At 51.8% G+C, this 18,860-nt stretch carries 15 protein-coding genes; 5 read left to right on the top strand and 10 right to left on the bottom strand.

Annotated features, from left to right (window positions below; translation table 11 throughout):
• Positions 1-177 precede the first annotated feature (177 nt).
• The 7 genes from RUDLU_RS29540 to RUDLU_RS0100880 form a co-directional block, all read right to left on the bottom strand.
• Positions 178-375: a hypothetical protein gene (locus RUDLU_RS29540; RefSeq protein ID WP_152124750.1), complete on the bottom strand. Its 198-nt coding sequence runs from the start codon at positions 373-375 to the stop codon at positions 178-180.
• Complete coding sequence (locus RUDLU_RS28575; protein ID WP_019986453.1) at positions 375-1,886, bottom strand: phage minor head protein; 1,512 nt, start codon at positions 1,884-1,886, stop codon at positions 375-377. The genes RUDLU_RS29540 and RUDLU_RS28575 overlap by 1 nt, the downstream gene beginning before the upstream one ends.
• Positions 1,886-2,080, bottom strand: coding sequence for a hypothetical protein (locus RUDLU_RS0100900; RefSeq protein WP_019986452.1), 195 nt, complete (start codon positions 2,078-2,080; stop codon positions 1,886-1,888). The genes RUDLU_RS28575 and RUDLU_RS0100900 overlap by 1 nt, the downstream gene beginning before the upstream one ends.
• A 153-nt stretch (positions 2,081-2,233) precedes the next feature.
• Positions 2,234-3,661, bottom strand: a complete 1,428-nt coding sequence (locus RUDLU_RS0100895; protein WP_157580063.1) for a phage portal protein — start codon at positions 3,659-3,661, stop codon at positions 2,234-2,236.
• Positions 3,646-5,142 (bottom strand): terminase large subunit domain-containing protein, encoded by a 1,497-nt coding sequence (locus tag RUDLU_RS28570; RefSeq protein WP_019986450.1) that lies wholly within the window; start codon positions 5,140-5,142, stop codon positions 3,646-3,648. The genes RUDLU_RS0100895 and RUDLU_RS28570 overlap by 16 nt, the downstream gene beginning before the upstream one ends.
• The gene (locus RUDLU_RS28565; protein ID WP_169578017.1) at positions 5,132-5,620 is read right to left on the bottom strand and encodes a terminase small subunit; all 489 of its coding nucleotides are present in this window, start codon (positions 5,618-5,620) and stop codon (positions 5,132-5,134) included. The genes RUDLU_RS28570 and RUDLU_RS28565 overlap by 11 nt, the downstream gene beginning before the upstream one ends.
• A 63-nt stretch (positions 5,621-5,683) precedes the next feature.
• Positions 5,684-6,046, bottom strand: coding sequence for a LytR/AlgR family response regulator transcription factor (locus RUDLU_RS0100880; RefSeq protein ID WP_027302642.1), 363 nt, complete (start codon positions 6,044-6,046; stop codon positions 5,684-5,686).
• A 190-nt stretch (positions 6,047-6,236) separates the two neighbouring features.
• Here RUDLU_RS0100880 and RUDLU_RS0100875 point away from each other — a divergent pair, with 190 nt between their 5' ends.
• From RUDLU_RS0100875 to RUDLU_RS0100860, 4 genes are all read left to right on the top strand, one after another.
• Positions 6,237-7,070, top strand: a complete 834-nt coding sequence (locus RUDLU_RS0100875; protein ID WP_027302641.1) for a phosphatidate cytidylyltransferase — start codon at positions 6,237-6,239, stop codon at positions 7,068-7,070.
• A 47-nt stretch (positions 7,071-7,117) separates the two neighbouring features.
• The gene (locus RUDLU_RS28560) at positions 7,118-9,616 is read left to right on the top strand and encodes an ATP-dependent DNA helicase (protein ID WP_019986446.1); all 2,499 of its coding nucleotides are present in this window, start codon (positions 7,118-7,120) and stop codon (positions 9,614-9,616) included.
• 215 nt (positions 9,617-9,831) lie between these two features.
• Entirely contained in the window at positions 9,832-10,557 is a 726-nt protein-coding gene (locus RUDLU_RS0100865; RefSeq protein ID WP_019986445.1) for a carboxypeptidase-like regulatory domain-containing protein, read from the top strand.
• A 98-nt stretch (positions 10,558-10,655) separates the two neighbouring features.
• Complete coding sequence (locus RUDLU_RS0100860; RefSeq protein ID WP_019986444.1) at positions 10,656-11,378, top strand: SDR family oxidoreductase; 723 nt, start codon at positions 10,656-10,658, stop codon at positions 11,376-11,378.
• 83 nt (positions 11,379-11,461) lie between these two features.
• On the opposite strand, the gene RUDLU_RS0100855 is transcribed toward RUDLU_RS0100860, so the two are convergent.
• Positions 11,462-12,826 (bottom strand): TrpB-like pyridoxal phosphate-dependent enzyme, encoded by a 1,365-nt coding sequence (locus tag RUDLU_RS0100855; RefSeq protein WP_019986443.1) that lies wholly within the window; start codon positions 12,824-12,826, stop codon positions 11,462-11,464.
• Positions 12,827-13,071: 245 nt separating this feature from the next.
• Here RUDLU_RS0100855 and RUDLU_RS0100850 point away from each other — a divergent pair, with 245 nt between their 5' ends.
• Positions 13,072-14,376, top strand: a complete 1,305-nt coding sequence (locus tag RUDLU_RS0100850; RefSeq protein ID WP_027302640.1) for a PQQ-dependent sugar dehydrogenase — start codon at positions 13,072-13,074, stop codon at positions 14,374-14,376.
• Between the two features lie 62 nt (positions 14,377-14,438).
• Here the strand turns inward: RUDLU_RS0100850 and RUDLU_RS26715 are convergent, their stop codons facing one another.
• Positions 14,439-17,603 (bottom strand): efflux RND transporter permease subunit, encoded by a 3,165-nt coding sequence (locus RUDLU_RS26715; protein WP_044129267.1) that lies wholly within the window; start codon positions 17,601-17,603, stop codon positions 14,439-14,441.
• A 50-nt stretch (positions 17,604-17,653) separates the two neighbouring features.
• On the bottom strand, positions 17,654-18,841 hold the full coding sequence (locus RUDLU_RS0100840) for an efflux RND transporter periplasmic adaptor subunit (RefSeq protein ID WP_019986440.1): 1,188 nt from the start codon (positions 18,839-18,841) through the stop codon (positions 17,654-17,656).
• Positions 18,842-18,860: the final 19 nt, after the last annotated feature.

Below are 18,860 nucleotides of genomic sequence, written 5' to 3'. Positions count from 1 at the left end.
CGGTTTTACCTCCCGTACACGATCACCTACCTGATCGGGCTGCACGGTGTCATGCTTGCGTCTTCCCGTGAAGATGTCATCGGGTATGCGCTTTGGGTACGCTGCACAGGTGAACCGCTTCCCATAGTGAACGCATTTAAAACAATACATCGATGTCATAATGCCAGGGAGCAAACGCTACACATCACGCTTAAGCACAAACGTACCGACCTGATCCGGCTGAACGGTACGATGTTCCTCTTCGCCAAACTCGTACTTCTCAGGAACTCCATTCGGATAAGCCCGGCACACAAGACGCTTCTTTTTAACGCCCGAGTGCTCACATTGAAAGCAGGGAGGAATCCGTTGTCCCATGTCTTTTAGTGGCTTTTCCATTATGGTAAAGATACTATTTTTTTGAGTAGTAACCGCTCCAGCGCCGAGAGCTTTTCGACCCTGTTAGGCAAATAGTGATAGGCTACGAATGCCTCAGCTAAGGACTCATGCTGATCCAGTCGGGCATACTTGGAGATGGCATCCTGTTTTTCCTCTTCTGATAGCTTCTTACTCAGGCTACGCACCCAATTTGCATTAATTCGCTCGTAGCTGATATCTGAATCCAGAAATGTAGACAGGTGGAGCAAGTGACCATACTCATGCACTACGGCGGACTCCACACTTCCCCGGAAGAAAAAGCCTACTTTCTCCATTCTGGCTGCGTATTCCTCGGTTTGACGAGCTTTACGCGGACTCCACAGGTTACCATTTATGAGCAGCTGTACCTGATTGGTGGTTTCATACATCAAGCCGGTCGAAAAGGTAGTATCCCTCTGCATATCAAACCGAATCGCTATACTGTCATAACTCTTGCCGTATTTCACTTTCAGAGCATAGAGCTGGTTGTTGATCCGATTAGCCACTTTAGGGGCAATCCCTGTATAATCTACTTCTCCGCCAATGTGCTGCTCAGCCCACGTAGCCGCTTCATCGGTAGTTTTAGCCTCACTAAACGGGACACCTTTCCGCTTCTTGATAATATCGCGAGTGATCGGCTTTGTTGGCCCGGCTATTATGTCTTCGTCATCCCCCAACGCCATCGGCCGCGCGTAGGGCGTTCCAGCAGGTACGTACAACACCCGGCACCGGCAATTCACGCAGTTGGCCGCTCCGCCGGCCGGATCGCCGGGGTAACGCATCCGCACCCCTCCGACCGTAAACAGGGCCTCTTTGGGAATCGCAGGTTTGCCGATCATAGCCCGATGGGCGTCGCGTGTGCGTGGGTCGGCAGTAGCCACCCACCGCTTCGCCAAATCAAGCCCCGTCGATGCGGCCCCGGCTTCGTGGCCCGCGTTGGCAGCCCGCGTGGTTTCGGTACGGGCAATGGTTATGCTACGCCGTTCGCCCCGCTTCCCCCCGATGGCCGTGCGGATGCGCCGGGCCGTGGCTCGGATGTCGAGCCGTTCGGCGTTGGCTCCGACGAGCGCCTGACGGATGGCGGTACGGGTCGTGTTGCTGATCTGGGTCACCCGGGCGGCCGTATCGGGCTGCATGAGCATCGACTCCACCCGGCCCTGCCATACCCGCGAGAAAAACCCTACCTGCATCGACTCAGGTATGGGCGTTCCTTGGTCGGCAACCATCTGCCGAATCCGCTCAAACTCCCCCGTCGCGGCCGAGGGAAACACCTGCCGGTATATGCGACCGAGCATCGCCCGTACGTCCATGGCAGGCACCAACCGTTCCAGGTTGTTTAGCGTGGCCATGATGCCGTTCTCTTCCAGATAGGCAATCACCGCTTCACGAACCCGGCGGAGCCATAGACGCACGTAACCCGTCGACCGGCGCTCCATAGTCAGGAGCCACCGAACATACTGGCGCGATTCGCGGTCGTTTTGGGCGGGGGTCATTAATCGGGCAATTGTTCAAGCGTACAGATTTCGCCGTCGGCCTCGATGAGTCGAAACTTCTGCCCTTTCTTAGCAGCATCGTGGAGGAGCTGGAATACGTCGGCATGAAATCGCATTCCCAGAATGGTGTACACACGGGTAACCGGATCGTAGTTGGGCTCAGAGTGAGCCGGTACAGGCTTAGGGGTTTCCATACGGATAGCGAAGTTTAGAGGTGAGATGAAACTGTTTGCAGTGCTGGCAGAAGTACACCCGTTTGGGACATTCTGCCTTGGCGCGTCGGCGAATCCGGTGGAGTTCCCGGGCCGCCTGCCGATAGGTCGGATACTCGGTTTTCGTGCACATGGCTATGCCTCTTCTTCGTACACGTCCTCTTCCTCAGTATCCGGCTCATTACCCGATGGCGGGTCAGTTGGCACGAAGTCGGTCACCGGGGTACGGCCTGCGGGCACCATCGGCACGTTCATCATGGGGTGGTCGTGAGGCTCGTACCCGAACGCTTCGAGTCGCTGGTTTTCAGTCAGCGCGAGGTGATCCAAATACTTTGCTTTGCGCTCGTTATCCTCCTGCAACTCGGGGTAGTAATCCAGATCGGGTTCGAGGTGATACTGTTCCCGTTCGGTATTATACGAGGCCACGAAGAACTGATTCAGGTAGTCGTAAATCAAAGCCTGATCGGGCAACACCCCGTCGGTAAGTGACGACTTCCGGGCCTCGGCCAGATTGTTGAACGTGCTCTGCTTGCCCGAACTATGCACTTCTTTGCGGGTATGATACACCGCGCAAACTTTCTCCAGCATCGCGTCGTACGATTCGATAATGTTCAGGTCGACCAGCGTACTCCCCACGTCGATACTGCCCAACTCCATTGAGTTCGCAATAACTTTCCCGTACCCGCCCGAAAGTTTTGCGTCGAGATGCTCCTGCACCTCTTTTACCTGCTTTACGTCCAGATCGTCGATGTTTCCACCCTTGGGAAACACCAGCTTACGCGCTCCCCGGTTCTGGAAGGCCTCGGCCTCGGCGGCATTGGCCTCCGCGTGCTTCGTCAGTACAGACTTACGCAGGGGTTCCAGGCGCGAAAGGCCCCAGTGCCATTGGGCGTTGATTTCGGCGAGTGGGTTGAATGACTTCAACATCATCACCCGGTCGGCCGGTATTGCTTCTCTCAAGCCCAGCGCCCGAAACACCGTCGGCCCCGACATCAGCCCCATGCCCTCGACCATCATGCCCAGCTCCGGTAGCCGCCAAAGCTCTCGAACCTGACCCTTATTGACTCCGGTATCGAGCTTGTTCCCGTACACGAACACCGTACCCACCACATCCAGCATTGTGGCGAGTGCATACATCAACTGGACACGGGTCTGCATGGGGTTCGGCCGCTCCAGCACATCGAGAATATAGTGCCGGTCGACGGGTTCCAGGGCAGCCTCACGAGCCGCTTTGCGGGCAATTCCCAGAATACGGTCGTTGGGTTGTTCCAGACACTTACGCGACAATTCCCGGTACTGGCGAAACTTCACCTTGTCCTTCACCTGAAATAGCATTGGCGGAGCGGCCGCAATCTTCTGGCTTTTCCAGTCCTGCACCGAGAAAATCATATCGTCCTCGGTATAGGCCCGAACGTAGGTAGCTACATCGGCCGGCAATACCTGCACCTGCCGACCGGTCCAAATAAAATTGAGCCGCCCACTACGCAGAGCGGGCAAGGTGCCGGGCATCAGGGCCGTGGCCAGTTTAGTACGCAGTTCCTTTAGCATTATGCGACGGCCCACTGTCGGGCGGGTTTAAGTTCGAAAAACTCACGCATGGCGATCATGTCCATGTAATCGGGCGACTCACCGCCCAGCTTCACCTTCATTTCATCTTTGGGGAGTAGCCGCAGTTTCCCGTCCGAGTCGGCCTTGTATCGTTTGATAGCCTTGCGTTCGTGGAGAATGCGTTGACGGTGGGTCATCTTCTTGTCGTACATCGAATGACCGACCTCGGCCGCGATAGCCACCTCACCCCGACCTACCCGGCCGCCCATTCGGTAGAAACACTGAGCCTTCAGATTCTCGTAGTTCTCTTTCTGCTTCTGCCCTGAATCGGCTTTGGCTTCCATCGCAGCAGCCCCACCATGGAACGGCTGGGCTCCCTTGATAAAGCCATCGATAAAGCCCCCCACGCCGTCGGCATCGAAGACAATATGCCGGTTCTGCACCTGGTGGACCTTGGCCATGCGTTCAATCAGTTCGACTACCTCACGCCCATCTGATTTGGGCATAACAGACACCTCCTGCAACTTAAAGCCATGCCAGGCACCGACTACGAATTTATTGGAACCCTTCAGGGCGATGTCGGCCGTGATATAGCGGCCACTTTCATTGACCGCCTTCACATTGTCGAAGCAGCCGTTGAGGGCGTAGTAGTCGAAGATGTCCAGATCGGAAATGACTACCTTCCAGTTACCTGCCAGTAATGCCAGTTTCGTTTCTTCGTCCTGCGCGTTGAGGTTGGCCAGATAGCCGGGGTCTTTTTGGAGCAGCTCCTTGTTGTCGTAGATGCGGCCAGAAATGAACGTGACCGACTTGACAAACTCCTCGGCCGCGATACCGGACTCTGTGACCAATGGCTCCAGAGCGAACCATGCCTTCTCAATCACCTCATCCTTGGAGTCGCCCCAGATAAAATCATCACCGTGCCGGGTAAAGTAGCGGAGCACACCGTCGCGCTCTGGAATCGGAAAACCCGTTTCCTCGTCGATCCACCAGCTGATAAACCGGGCCACCCACGATTCGGGGTCGGGATTACACGTTGCCCGGACATAAGGCCGAACTCCGCAGGTAGAGCGGTTTCGGCTGAGCATGTAGAAAAACTGCTTTTCGGTGAAGTGGGTCAACTCATCAAACATCAACAGGGCGATTTGGGCACCCTGCCAATTGTAGATGTCGGACTCATGCTGGAGGTGGGAGAAGTTGACCCGCGCTCCCTTGGGGAAGGTCCATTCGAGTGTCGTCTCCTTGGGGTTTCCCGCAGCGAATCGGTACAACTGCTGGGAGGTGTCCCACAAACCACCCTCGGCCCGGATCTGGGGCGAGGTACGCCGGAAGCATACTGCCCCAAAATCAGGATTGTTCACATGCCGCAGCGGCTCGAGTAACAGGGAGAAGGTTTTTCCGACGCCGGCCGCAGCCCCACCAATGACGATGTCGGCCGGGCTGGCCAGTGCCCGCATCTGATAACCGGCCTGTGGGCAGATCGTCTTAGCGGCCATTGTCAGGAAGTTGAAAAATGGTTACGTTGACCCCATTACCACCCTGCGGATTGATCTTACCCTGGGCTTCGAGAATCTTAACCACCGCATCTTTGGCGTCGTGCAGCTCGATGCTAATACCACGAGGCCCCTGGGTTATTTTCTTGATCAGATGCAGATTGGCGCGGGCTTCTTCACTTGTGAGGTCTAATGCGCCATCCTCTGTAACAAACGGGCTCATGTCGGCCCTTGCCCAGTCGGTGAGTCGCGAAATGCCCTCCTCAACCGGCATCTGCCGTGCTTCCAGCAGCGGGGCCAATGCCTCTTTGATGTGAGGTTTAGTCAGGTTCTCGTACGCCGTTTCTTTGGCCGTAGCTTCTGAATAACCAGCCTCCCGGGCGGCCCGTGCACCATTGAGGTGCAGGGCGTACCGCTCCACGAACTTCCTTTCTTTCGGGGTAAGTTTTTTGGGGGCTGGGGTGTTCGATGGCTCATTCATAGCGAAAGGCCGAAATGAACACCGCCAGCACGACACCATCCGCTTATTTCGACTCTTCGGCGGCTACTGGCGACAGAGTGGCCCCACGGCATCGACTAACTCGGTAACCGTATACCCAATGCGCCGACGGGCCACGGGCAACACTACCCCACCCCTCAGCCGGAGACGATAGCACTTGGTGTTCTCCGGCCGCTGCTCGAAGGCGTCGACATGCTGGGGGTTAACGAGGTAGCTTTTGTGGGGACGGAGGAAGCCGGGCAGTTGCTGGGCGAAGCCGGCCAGTGGAGTCGCGCACAGGATGGGCCGAATAAAGGGCCGGGCGTATACGTAACAGTAATTACCCTCAGCACGCAGATAGGTGATCTCCTGAACCACAACAGGCCCGTACGAGGGCACGTGAAGCATGCCCGGTTGAAGGTTTTTCATGTCTATGCTGGTAGTAATAGTGAAATTCCGCTCCGGTGATGTAATTTCGCCGTATGCGGTTGCTGGCTACTGTAAATTTAAACTTTTTCAGTAACCCTTCACTAATACAGGCAATAAAAGAAGTTAACAAACTGAAAATCAGTACATAGTGTTATATTTCAAGCTTTTATTGCCAAATTGATTTTAGACAATGAGACAACGTTTGGCTGAAATGTCGAACCTTCGGCAGCGGATTATAGCCGCCGTGCTGGGGGTTCCGATTATTCTGCTGGCGATTTGGTACGACGACTGGAGCTTTGCGCTGCTGTTTATCGTGATCAGCGCCCTGACCCAATTAGAGTTTTACCGGCTGCTCGGCCTTGATGGAAATCAGCCGCTAACGGCTTATGGTACGGCGGTGGGCTGCTTTATCTGCCTGCTGGCCTATCTTATCGAAACCGACATTATTGATTTTGACAATTACTTCCTGATCTGCCCGGCGGCTTCGATGATCTTTCTGATCAAGCTCTACAAAAAGAAAGACATGAAGCCCTTCAGCAATATCGGCTTTACGTTTCTGGGTATCATTTATGTAGCTGTGCCGTTTGCCTTGCTGATTGTGATGGCCTTACGGGGAGGCACTTATCACCCTACGCTGGTTGTGGGGTGCCTGCTGCTGATGTGGGCCAGCGACATTGGGGCTTATTTTGCCGGTACCAAGTTTGGCCGACGAAAGCTCTTTGAACGGGTATCACCCAAAAAATCGTGGGAAGGCAGCGTGGGCGGAGCCTTGGCGTCAGCTGGGGTGGCCCTGGGCCTGGCCATTTATGCGCCCGTACTACAACCCTGGCAGTGGTACAGTGTGGGGGCTATTATTGTCGTAACGGGCACCTACGGCGACCTGGTTGAGTCGCTGTTTAAGCGCAGCATTGCCATCAAAGACTCCGGCACGAGTATTCCTGGGCATGGCGGTTTCCTCGACCGGTTCGACGGGCTCTTGCTGGCGGCTCCGTTCATTATCACGTTTTTGAAGCTTTTTGCGTAAATATAATGCGTCGTTTGCTATTTTAACACGCCCCACAAAGAGACAAAATGACGATTAAACAAATAGAAAATACTTGGCGACTAAATTTTAAAAAGTCCCCTCTAATTACTGACGGGTATTTCAACCCATCTATTGCCCGACAACTCTATTATGGACCTGACGAAGATAGCGACTTACCATTCAAAGAAGGCTTTCTAGATTTTAATGATAACTACGACATTTCTGATATAGAAAAAAATATTGACTCATTATTACAATATCTTCATTTCATAGGAATAACCATTTCAAAAAAATCAATATCAGATGGCATAGCAAGGGGGACAACTTCATATCCCAATATCTTAAAAAAGGCTTTCTATATTTTTAAACATTTAGCTGATTATGACGAAGAACTTAATATTGACGACCCATTTCACGACAATATGGGCGACTTGGTTTTCTTTTTAAGAATTGAAGAAGGCGACAATGAACAACCTAAACAACTGACCTTATTTGATGAGTTGGAGTTGCCCGATTTCTATAATAAATACATTGAACTTCCTGCTGGATATGAGAATGATAAAAAAGCCCAAAAGCTTTTTCATTTAATTGAAAATTCTGGCAAGTCAATATTTTTAACTGGTAAAGCAGGCACTGGTAAATCAACTTTCATTCATTACTTTACTAAGCAAACTGAAAAGAGTGTACTATTAGTTGCATTTACTGGAATAGCTGCAATTAATATTGGTGGCCAAACAATACATTCATTTTTTCGATTTCCTTTAAAGCCGCTTCTTCCTAACGACCCTGACATAACCATTTTCAAACCTTTTTTTCAAAAAAGGAAAATATTGGAACAAACAGACACCATCATAATTGATGAAGTTTCAATGTTGCGTTCTGACATTTTAGAAGGCTTAGACTATTCACTAAGAATAAATGGTGGAAATCCAAATAAAATTTTCGGTGGTAAACAATTAATTTTAGTTGGAGATATTTTTCAATTACCTCCTGTTATTGATAATGCGGATGAAGTTGAAAGTGAACTTTTCAAAATTATCTATGACAGCGAATATTTCTTTGATAGCGTAGCGTATAAACAACTTAACCCTGAAACATTTGAGTTTAACAAGGTTCATAGACAATCAAACGAAGAGTTTATAAGTCTGCTCAACAAAGTAAGAGATTGTTCAATTGATAATAATGGCATTGACGAACTAAACAAAAGATACAATCCCAGTTTTACGCCTAAACCAGAAGAATTTGTTATCACATTAACAACCAACAATTACTTAGCAAAGTCAGAGAATGTCACAAAGTTAAATAGCTTACCCTACAAAAGTCATTTCTTCAAAGCAAATATTACAGGCGATTTCAAGGAAGATAAATATCCGACTGACCCTGTATTAGAGTTAAGAAGAAACTCACAAATAATGCTTGTGAAAAATGATAGCGCTGATAAGGGAAGGCGTTGGGTTAACGGAACAATTGCAAAAATTGAGTTCATAGATGACGATAAAATCGAAATTCGATTAAAAAACGGTTCAGTTCACACATTGGTAAAAGAAACGTGGGAAAATAGGGAATATCAATGGGACAAAAAAAAAGGTCGCATAACTTCAAAAGTTGTTGGGACATTTGAGCAATATCCGATTAAACTTGCTTGGGCTATTACCATTCACAAAAGCCAAGGCTTAACATTTGACAATGTTATTGTTGATTTGGGTTCAGGAGCATTCGTTAACGGCCAACTTTATACAGCATTAAGTCGGTGTCGGACACTTGAAGGCTTGACATTAAAAAGACGTATCCAAAAAAAGGACATAATAGAAGACAAGAGACTAATTGACTTTTACAACAATAAAATCAGAAATTCATCCATTAAATTGGAAAACGAAGAAGGTGATTTGGTGGACATCGTCAAAAATTTGAATTGGGTGTTCCTTTTAGATAAATTCGAATTCTATAATCAATTATTTTCCACCCATTATCATTTTACTGAAAATGAATTAATAAAACTTCACTCTATTCTATCTATAGGCAGACCATATTTAACAATAGATAGTGGTGCGATTCATTGCCCTACGACATTTGGTCTAATTTATAATAATAAGATAAAGTGGATTAACCATCTTAAAAATTTATATTATCAAGAGCCACGATTATTATATGCTGGGGGAAGTACAGATGAATATAGCTACAACATAGAGTTTGATAAGTTGCCGCTTAGCATTAATGATGAATTCGAGGACATAAAATCCATCGCCCGAAACCAAATATTATCAGGCTACGAATATTCAGATAAAGAAGGGTATTATGACCATTTGCCAGATGAACTTGATAGCTCAGATAAGTACTACAATGAAATTTTGACTAAAACTAAATTTAGTGATTTTGAACTTTATAATATTGTGGCAAATAATGTTTTTGAATTCACTGGTAATGCACATTTTTATTCAGCTTCGATTGAATTGCTAAAAAACGCAATACCAGATTTTTCAGTTATTAATTACTATGACAAATATAAAAACAGCACACAACAGGCGTTTGGCGGCAATGGAGGGTGACGTGGTTAATTGAACATTCTACCTCGCATCAGTCTTTGTGGAGTATTGACAGTTTAGTGCTCCGAAATCCGCCACTGCGCCAAGCGCCAAGCGCCAAAACGTCGTTTGCCCGCTCAACCGGCGGCATTAGTGTTCTTAACAATCCTTAAAATCGCCCTTGGCCAAACGTTACTGTCCGAATAGTCGTTTACTTTGTACAAATACTTTGCCTGCTGATGAAAAAGTCGCTTACGTTACTCGTGCTTACTATCGTATTCCTGTCGGTTGCGGGATTGTTCTCGCTCGCCCAGGCACAGGGACAAGAGCGTCAGGTAACGTTTACGGGCTTTATCACGGGTGGTAAGAACAACGAACCACTCCCGCAGGCTTACGTGTACATTCCGAAAGCAGGTCGGGGGGTGCTGTCGGCCAACAACGGTTACTTTGCGCTTCCGGTGTTTCCGGGCGATAGTATCATTTTCAGCTACGTTGGCTTTAAACCGCAGTACCACATTATTCCCCGCCGACTCACCGACGTGACCTACTCGGCTGTGGTGGCGCTTCAGGAAGATGTAAAAACACTGGCCGAAGTAAAGGTCTACCCCTACGCCACCGAACAACTGTTTAAGGAAGCGTTTGTGACCATGAAATTGCCCGATCAGAAAGAGCGCGACAATCTGGCCAAGAATACCGACCCGATGTATATGATGCGGATGTCGGCCATTACGCCCATGGGGGCCATGGCTAACCATCAGTATTTCATGAATCAGCAGATTTTCGGGCGCGAGGCCCTGGCCAACCGGGGGCAGGCAACCACCTTCAATTTTACCAACCCCTTCGCCTGGGCAAACTTCATCCGCTCGGTGAAACGGGGTGACCTGAAGTCAAAAGAATACCGCGACATTCTGAATCAGGCTCCCGCCGACAACATCCGGCGCGAAGATATGTTGCGGGGCAACTAAACCACCGAAGTCGTTTTTGGTTAATCAAAAACAAGCTGGCTGAGAACTCCACGGAGCGCTCAACCTGGCTTTTGGATACTCAACCGAAAACGATTCGTATGCCACTGACCGAGAAAGTTGCTGTTGTGGCCGGAGGAGCTGGCGGTGTCGGCGAAGGCATCGTCCGGTCGTTGCTTGAGCACGGAGCTACCGTGGTTGTGCCCGTTCGTACCCCTTCAAAAATTGTACATCTCACCGATTACGTGGCCGACGTGCAGCGCGGGGAGCTTATCACACTCCATGCAAACATCGGCACGGAAAACGGTGCCCGGGAGCTGAGTGATTTTCTGACGCAGAAGTTTCGGGGTGGTATCGACGTGGCGGTGGCCACGCTGGGTGGTTGGTGGCAGGGGCTTCCGCTCACCTCCATCGACCTCAACACCTGGAACCGGGTGCTGGCCAGTAACTTAACGACTCATTTTCTGGCTATTCGTACGCTGGTACCCTGCCTCATTCCGAACCGGGGCATGTATATTCACGTGAACGGTTTTAGTGCCGAACAGGCGTACCCGCACGCGGCCCCGGTTGCCATGAGTGCAGCCGCGCAGAAATCGCTGATGATGACCCTGTCTGAAGAAGTAAAGCCGCTGGGTCTCAAAGTGTATGAACTTATTCTGGGGCCGGTACAAACCCGCGAACGAATGAAACATCATCAGGGTCACAAAGTCGATGGCCTCCCCGATTGGTTCTACCCCGAAGATGTCGGCGACTATATAACCAACCTCATCAGTGGCCGCAACGACAAAGCCGACGAGCTGATTCACAGGCTACTTTCAAAATGAATAATGTGTAATGCGTAATGGATAATGGGCTGGCGCACCAGGGTTTTGCTGGCGTCAGCCCATTATTCATTACACATTATTCATTACGCATTAATAGTTGGCGTATCCAACTCAGCCAGAGACGCCATAATCTCCTCTTGGGTTACTTCGTGCTCGACAAGTTTACCCGCCAGATACTGTTCGTACGAGGCCATGTCGAAGTGACCGTGACCGCACAGGTTAAACAAAATTGTTGGGCTGGTGCCTTCTTCGTTGGCCCGCTGTGCTTCGCGAATAACGGTCGCAATGGCGTGCGTAGCCTCCGGCGCGGGAATAATACCCTCAGCACGGGCAAACTTAATGCCGGCATCGAAGCATTCGAGCTGTTTAAACGCTTGTGCTTCAATTAATCCATCGTTGAGCAACTGGCTCACAATGGCCCCCGCTCCATGGTAACGCAGGCCTCCGGCATGGATAGGTGCCGGAATAAAATTATGGCCCAGTGTGTACATAGGCAGCAACGGCGTCATGCCGACGGTATCGCCCAGATCGTACCGGAATACACCCCGCGTCAGCTTGGGGCACGATGCCGGCTCGGCCGCAATACACCGGATCGATTTGCCCTCTTCGAGGTTATAGCGCAGGAAGGGGAATGCAATACCGGCAAAATTGGAGCCTCCGCCGAAGGGTGCCACCACAATATCGGGGAAGTCGCCCGCCTTTTCGAGTTGTGTAATGGCTTCCAGGCCAATTACGGTCTGGTGCATCAGCACATGATTCAGCACCGAACCAAGTGCATACTTGGTATCGTCGGCCTGCATGGCGAGTTCTACGGCTTCGGAAATAGCGATACCAAGGCTACCGGGCGAGTTAGGGTCTTGCGCCAGAATAGACCGGCCGGCCTGGGTCCGCTCTGATGGAGAAGGGTACACATTGGCCCCCCAGGTATTCATCATAATTTTGCGATACGGCTTGCCTTCATAGCTGGCCCGCACCATATACACGTCGCACTCGATCCCGAACAGCTGACAGGCGAAGCTGAGTGCACTTCCCCACTGCCCGGCCCCCGTTTCGGTGGTGATGCGTTTTACGCCTTCCTGCTTGTTGTAGTAAGCCTGTGGCACAGCCGTATTGGGCTTGTGCGAACCTGCCGGGCTAACGCCTTCGTATTTATAGTAAATTTTGGCCTGGGTGCCCAGCATTTTCTCCAGACCCGTAGCCCGAAACATGGGCGTTGGCCGCCAGATTTTGTACACCTCCCGCACTTCGTCGGGAATACCAACCCACTTATCGGCCGTAACCTCCTGCTTGATCAACTCCATCGGGAACAACGGAGCCAACATCTCAGGGCCAATAGGCTCGTGCGTACCAGGATGAAGCGGTGGCAGAGGCTTATTGGGCATATCGGCCACAATGTTGTACCAGCTTTCGGGGATTTCGTCTTCGGTGAGCGTGATTTTCTTTTGCATTCGGTTTTACTGTTTAGGGAAATTGACACACAAGATACCCGGTTTTTTGGCACCGGCCTCTGCCTGGATCAGAAGATTTTTTTAGATTGAAAAACGGGTAAACGGATCATTTCAGTACGGCCACTTACTACATCTGGAATCTTGCCAAACAGGGCTATTTGCCACCTGCTTACCTTTTTAACCCCGTGCGGAGTAACCAAAGCGAGACGAGCGGAGTTAGATACACAAACTGTTTACTCAACAAAATGAGAATCGTACACTTTTTACTCGCAGGCTCCCTGTCTGTACTGGTTATGGCCTGTGGCCAGAAAGAAAAAGGCAATCAACCCTCTGATGCCGACAATGCCCAGCTACCGGCTACGCCGGAACTACCCGCACCGGGCGAATCCAACAAACGTTTCAGTAATGTGATTGGCTGGCCCGAAGGCAAGACACCAACAGCGCCCGCCGGCTTCACCGTGACCGAGTTTGCCCGCGACTTGGTTAATCCGCGCTGGATGTACGTAGCCCCCAACGGGGATGTGCTGGTTGCCGAGGCCAATACCGAGAAAAAAGGGGCCAAACGGGCCACCGCCGTCGTTACGGGGCAGAACAAATCACAGCGGTTCGACGAAAGCGCCAACCGGATCACCTTACTCCGCGATACGAATGGAGATGGCAAACCCGATCTCCGCCAAACGTTTGTCGAGAATCTGAACCAGCCCTTTGGCATGCTTATCCAGGGCGACTATTTCTACGTGGCTAATACCGACGGCATCCTGCGGTTTCCGTACAAAACCGGGCAAACCAGCCTGAGTGGCACCGGTACCAAAATTAAGGAGCTACCAGCGGGTGGTTACAACAACCACTGGACACGCAACCTGCTCGGCAGCCCCGACGGCAAGAAAATTTACGTGAGCGTAGGCTCAGGCAGCAACGTGGGCGAAAACGGGATGGAACACGAAGTAAAACGGGCCGCTATCTGGGAAATCAACCCCGACGGATCGGGTGAGCGCATGTACGCCGAGGGGCTGCGCAACCCCGTAGGCATGGCCTGGTACCCCGGTAGCCAAACTTTGTACACAGCCGTGAATGAGCGCGATGAACTGGGCGATGAATTGGTACCCGATTACCTCACGAGCGTGAAAGAAGGTGGTTTTTACGGGTGGCCTTATGCATACTACAATCAGATTGAAGATCCCCGCCGAAAAGGCGAGCGTCCCGATTTAGTCAAAAAAACCATTGTGCCTGACGTGGCTCTGGGTGCGCATACGGCTTCGCTTGGGCTGGCTTTTTACGACAAAACCAAGTTCCCTCAGAAATACCACAATGGGGCTTTCATTGGGCAACATGGTTCCTGGAACCGCGCTGAGTTTTCGGGGTATAAAGTCGTGTTTGTACCGTTCAGCAACGGCAAACCATCGGGCAACCCAGAGGATTTTCTGACCGGATTCATCGCCAATGATAAGGATGTGTACGGCCGCCCGGTTGGTGTAACCACCCTACCCGACGGGTCGGTTCTGGTTGCCGATGATGCCGGGAACCGAATCTGGCGGGTGGCTGCCCAGTAACCTCATTCACACAAAAAAAGCCCACTGATTGCTCAGTGGGCTTTTTTTGTGTGAATTCCAAGCTACTTGAATGTACCTACTTCTTCAACAGGGTTTCGGTCGCCGGTATCGCGGCCATCCGGTTGTGGGAGGGGGCGGTTATCATCACCCAGTCCGGCATGCCCGTCCTGCGGGTTTCCATCCTTCCGGCGCGACAGATACGTATAGATTGCCGGTACCACATACAAGGTCAGGATAAGCGAAAACAGGAGCCCGCCCACAATCACGATACCAAGCGGAACCCGGCTTTTGCTGGCCGCACCCAACGCCAGCGCCAGAGGCAGTGCCCCAAAAGCGGCTACCAGCGTCGTCATCAGAATGGGCCGGAGACGCATGGCGGCCGACTCAACGGCGGCTTCAAACTTATTCTTACCGGTTAGCCGCTGCTCGTTCGCAAACTCCACGATCAAAATACCGTTTTTAGTCACAAGACCCACGAGCATGATGATACCGATCTGGCTGAAAATGTTCAGCGTTTGGCCGAACAACCACAGCGACAACACCGCCCCGGCGATAGCCAGTGGTACGGTAATCATGATAATGAACGGATCGACAAAACTATCGAACTGAGCGGCCAGAATCAGATAGACCAGAATCAAAGCCAGACCAAACGCAAACAAGGTATTCGACGAACTTTCGGCGTAATCACGTGAAGCCCCCGACAGAGCCGTCTGGAATGTGTTGTCGAGCACTCGGGCCGCAATAGCGTTCATGGCCGCTACCCCATCGCCGATGGTTTTGCCCGGCGCCAGACCCGCCGACACCGTTGCGGACTTGAATCGGTTGTAATGGTACACCTGCGGGGGACTCGACCGCTCTTCAAACCGAACGAGGTTATCAAGCTGAATGAGCTGACCCGTATTGTTGCGCACGTAAAACGAAGCCAAATCCACGGGTTCGTCGCGGTCTTCGCGGTCTACCTGCCCAATTACCTGGTACTGTTTACCATTCATGAGCATGTACGCCAACCGGCGATTACTTAGGGCCAATTGCAGGGTATTCGAGACGTCGAGTACCGACAGGCCCAGACTCGTTGCTTTTTCGCGGTCAATACTAATGTTCAGCTCAGGCTTGTTGAATTTCAAATCGACGTCGACATTTTGGAAGGTCGGGTCTTTACGTGCTTCTTCAAGGAAAACGGGTAGTTTTTCGCGCAGCTTATCAAAGTTCAGATTCTGCAACACAAACTGAACCGGCTGACCGCCCCCGCGCCCTACCTGAATGGTCTGTTCCTGCACCGGGAACATACGAGCATCGCTGAAATTCCGCAAGTTGGCCGTCAGGTAATCGGCGATCTGTTGTTGCGACCTGTTCCGATCCTGCGGGTCTTTCATGTTCACAAACACAAACCCGCTGTTGACGGCCCCCGCGCCTGAGAAGCCCGGCGCAACAACGCTAAAGGTCAATGTCGTTTCGGGAACCGAATCGAGCACAAACTGCGTAAGCCGGTCGGTAATCGTGGCCATAGACTCAAAGCTTGTTCCTTCGGGCGCAGTAATGGGTATCCGAAGCCGCCCCCGATCTTCGAGCGGAGCCAGTTCTGATTTGAGCAGGGTCCCGATTCCGAAAATGAGCGCCAAACAGGCGGCAATCATTACCAATGACCAGGCCCGTGCACGCATGAACGCTTCGAGCGAGCTTCGGTAACTCCGGTCGAGCCACTGGAAAAAGGGCTCGGTCTTTTTGTAGAACCAGCTCCCCTTGCCGTGGTCTTTGCTCGTGAGCTTCACGCTCAATACCGGGGTCAGCGTAAGCGATACAAAGGCTGAAATAATTACGGCACCCGCCACCACAATCCCGAACTCCCGGAACAGACGACCCACAAACCCTTCGAGGAAAATGATGGGCAGAAACACCACAGCGAGCGTAATGGACGTAGCAATAACAGCGAAGAAAATCTCATCAGAACCTTCTCGGGCGGCCCGTTTGGGGTCCATCCCCTGCTCTACTTTTTTAAAGATATTCTCCGTAACCACAATCCCGTCGTCGACCACCAGGCCCGTTGCCAATACAATACCTAACAGTGTTAACACATTGATACTGAAGTCAGCGACATACATGATAAAGAATGCGCCAATCAACGATACCGGGATGTCGATCAGGGGCCGGAAGGCGATCAGCCAGTCGCGGAAAAAGAAATAAATAACCAGTACAACCAGAATAAAGGAGATGATCAGGGTTTCCTGCACCTCCAGAATAGCTTTCCGGATAAATGTACTCCGGTCGATGCCGACATTCACTTCAATATCGGGTGGCAGCTCTTTTTTGAGGTCTTCGAATCGTTTATAAAACTCGTCGGCGATCTCGACGTAGTTGGCGCCCGGTTGTGGAATCAACACCAGAATAACCCCCTGCCGACCGTTCTGCTTCGACTGGGTTTCTTCGTTTTCGGGGCCCAGCACCGCGTAGCCAATGTCTTTAAACCGAACAATCTGGCCTGCGGTCTGCTGCACGATGAGGTCGTTGAAGTCCTGCTCAGTGGTCAGTCGGCCCACCGATTTCACCGTCAACTCCGTGTTGTTTCCGTAGATTTTACCACCGGGTAGCTCTACATTCTGGCGGGTGAGCGCTTGTTGAATATCCTGTACAGTCAGGCGGTACGCAGCCAGTTTGATCGGGTCGATCCACAACCGCATAGCAAAGCGCTTCAGACCGTAGATGTTTACCTGACTCACACCGGGAATCGTTTGCAGACGCTCCTGCAACACGTTTTCGGCGTAGTCGGAGAGCTGCATGATGTTGCGCGTCGAACTCTGGACCGGCATAAACACGATGGGGTCGGAGTTGGCATCGGCTTTGGTGACTACCGGTGGTGCGTCAATATCCTGCGGAAGCTGCCGCTGAGCCTGTGCCACTTTGTCGCGCACGTCGTTGGCCGCCCGTTCCAGATCCGCGTTGAGGTCAAACTCGACCGTGATGGTACTGGCACCGAGTGCACTATTCGACGAGATCGTCCGAATACCCTCAATGCTATTGAGCGATTTTTCGATGGGCTCGGTAATCTGCGACTCGATGATTTCGGGGTTAGCCCCGGTATAATTGGTGCGCACCGTGATTACGGGCGGGTCGATGGCCGGGTACTCCCGCACGCCCAGAAACCGGTAACCGATCAGGCCAAACAACACGATCACGATGGACATAACCATCGCGAACACGGGCCGATTTAGCGAAAGCGAAGAAAGACTCATAACGTGTGTTTTATCGATCGTGACGGCTGTTGGGATGCCACTTCATGAGATTAAAGTTTGGCTTGAGCATCGGTGGCGGGCACCCCGGTTGTCGGGTTCAGAGGCACCTTGGGCAGACCGGCTACCTTCGCAACCTTCACAGGGCCGTCGGGTTTTAAAAATAACAGACCCGTTGTGGCAACCGTATCGCCCTGGCTGAGCCCCGAGAGAATCTGAATTGCACTGGCTGTACGAATCCCCGTGGTCACATCCTGAAAAATGGCTTTGCCGTTACGCACGACAACCACCTGCTTGCCCCGCGTTTGCGGAATTACGGCCTGCGTAGGCACCACCAGGCCACTTTCGTTCTGAATCGCCAGCGTCACTTTGGCAAACGTACCAGGCCGTAGCCGGGCCCCGTTGTTGTTGACCCGGGCACGCACCCGCAGGTTACGGGTTTCTTCTTCAACCGACGGCTCGGTAGCGTAAACCGTACCGTTAAAACGCTGCTGGAGTCCATCGACCGTAAAGGTGACCCCACTCCCATTCTTTAAACTTGGGCCGTACTTTTCGGGGATCGAGAAATCCAATTTGAGCGAACTAGTTTGCTGGAGCCGGGCAATAAGCGTTTGGGGCGTCACGTAGGCGCCGGGGCTTACATTACGTAGCCCGATCACGCCCGAAAACGGAGCCCGAATTTCGGTTCGGCGCAGGTTAGCTTTTACAAGTTCAATGTCGGCGAGAGCACTTTTGAGGTTGGTCACCACAATGTCGTATTCCTGCTGGCTGATTCCACCCCGTTGCAGGAGTTGCTTGTTCCGCTCTTCGGTTCGCTGGGCGTTTTCCTGCTGCACATACAGGCGCTGCAGCTGAGCCCGCAAATCGGCATCGTACAATTTTACCAGCAGGCTGCCCTGCGAGACGGGCTGACCCTCCCGAATCGACAACTGCGTGATTCGGCCCGCTACTTCGGGGTAAATATCAATCTGTTCGGCGGCCAACAACGATCCGCTGGCTACTACCTCTTCTTTCAACGCCTGCGAAACCACCACAAAGCCGGTGACGCTGGTGGGCCGGTTACCACCACCTGGGCCGCCGGGACCACCTGGGCCACCACCGCCGGGGCCACCCGGGCCACGACCACCTCCCCCGGCCGATGCGGCTGCCGGGTCTTCTTTCTTCGACTTTCCAAACTTATTGTACGCGACGACTCCGCCGACAATTAACACAACAAGACCAATAGCTATCCAGCGTTTCACAGAGCTACAGAAAATAACG

This window comes from Rudanella lutea DSM 19387 (assembly GCF_000383955.1).
GTDB classification, from domain to species: domain Bacteria; phylum Bacteroidota; class Bacteroidia; order Cytophagales; family Spirosomataceae; genus Rudanella; species Rudanella lutea.
Note: the sequence above shows the minus strand (reverse complement) of the source record. Positions and strands in the feature narration are given on the sequence as shown.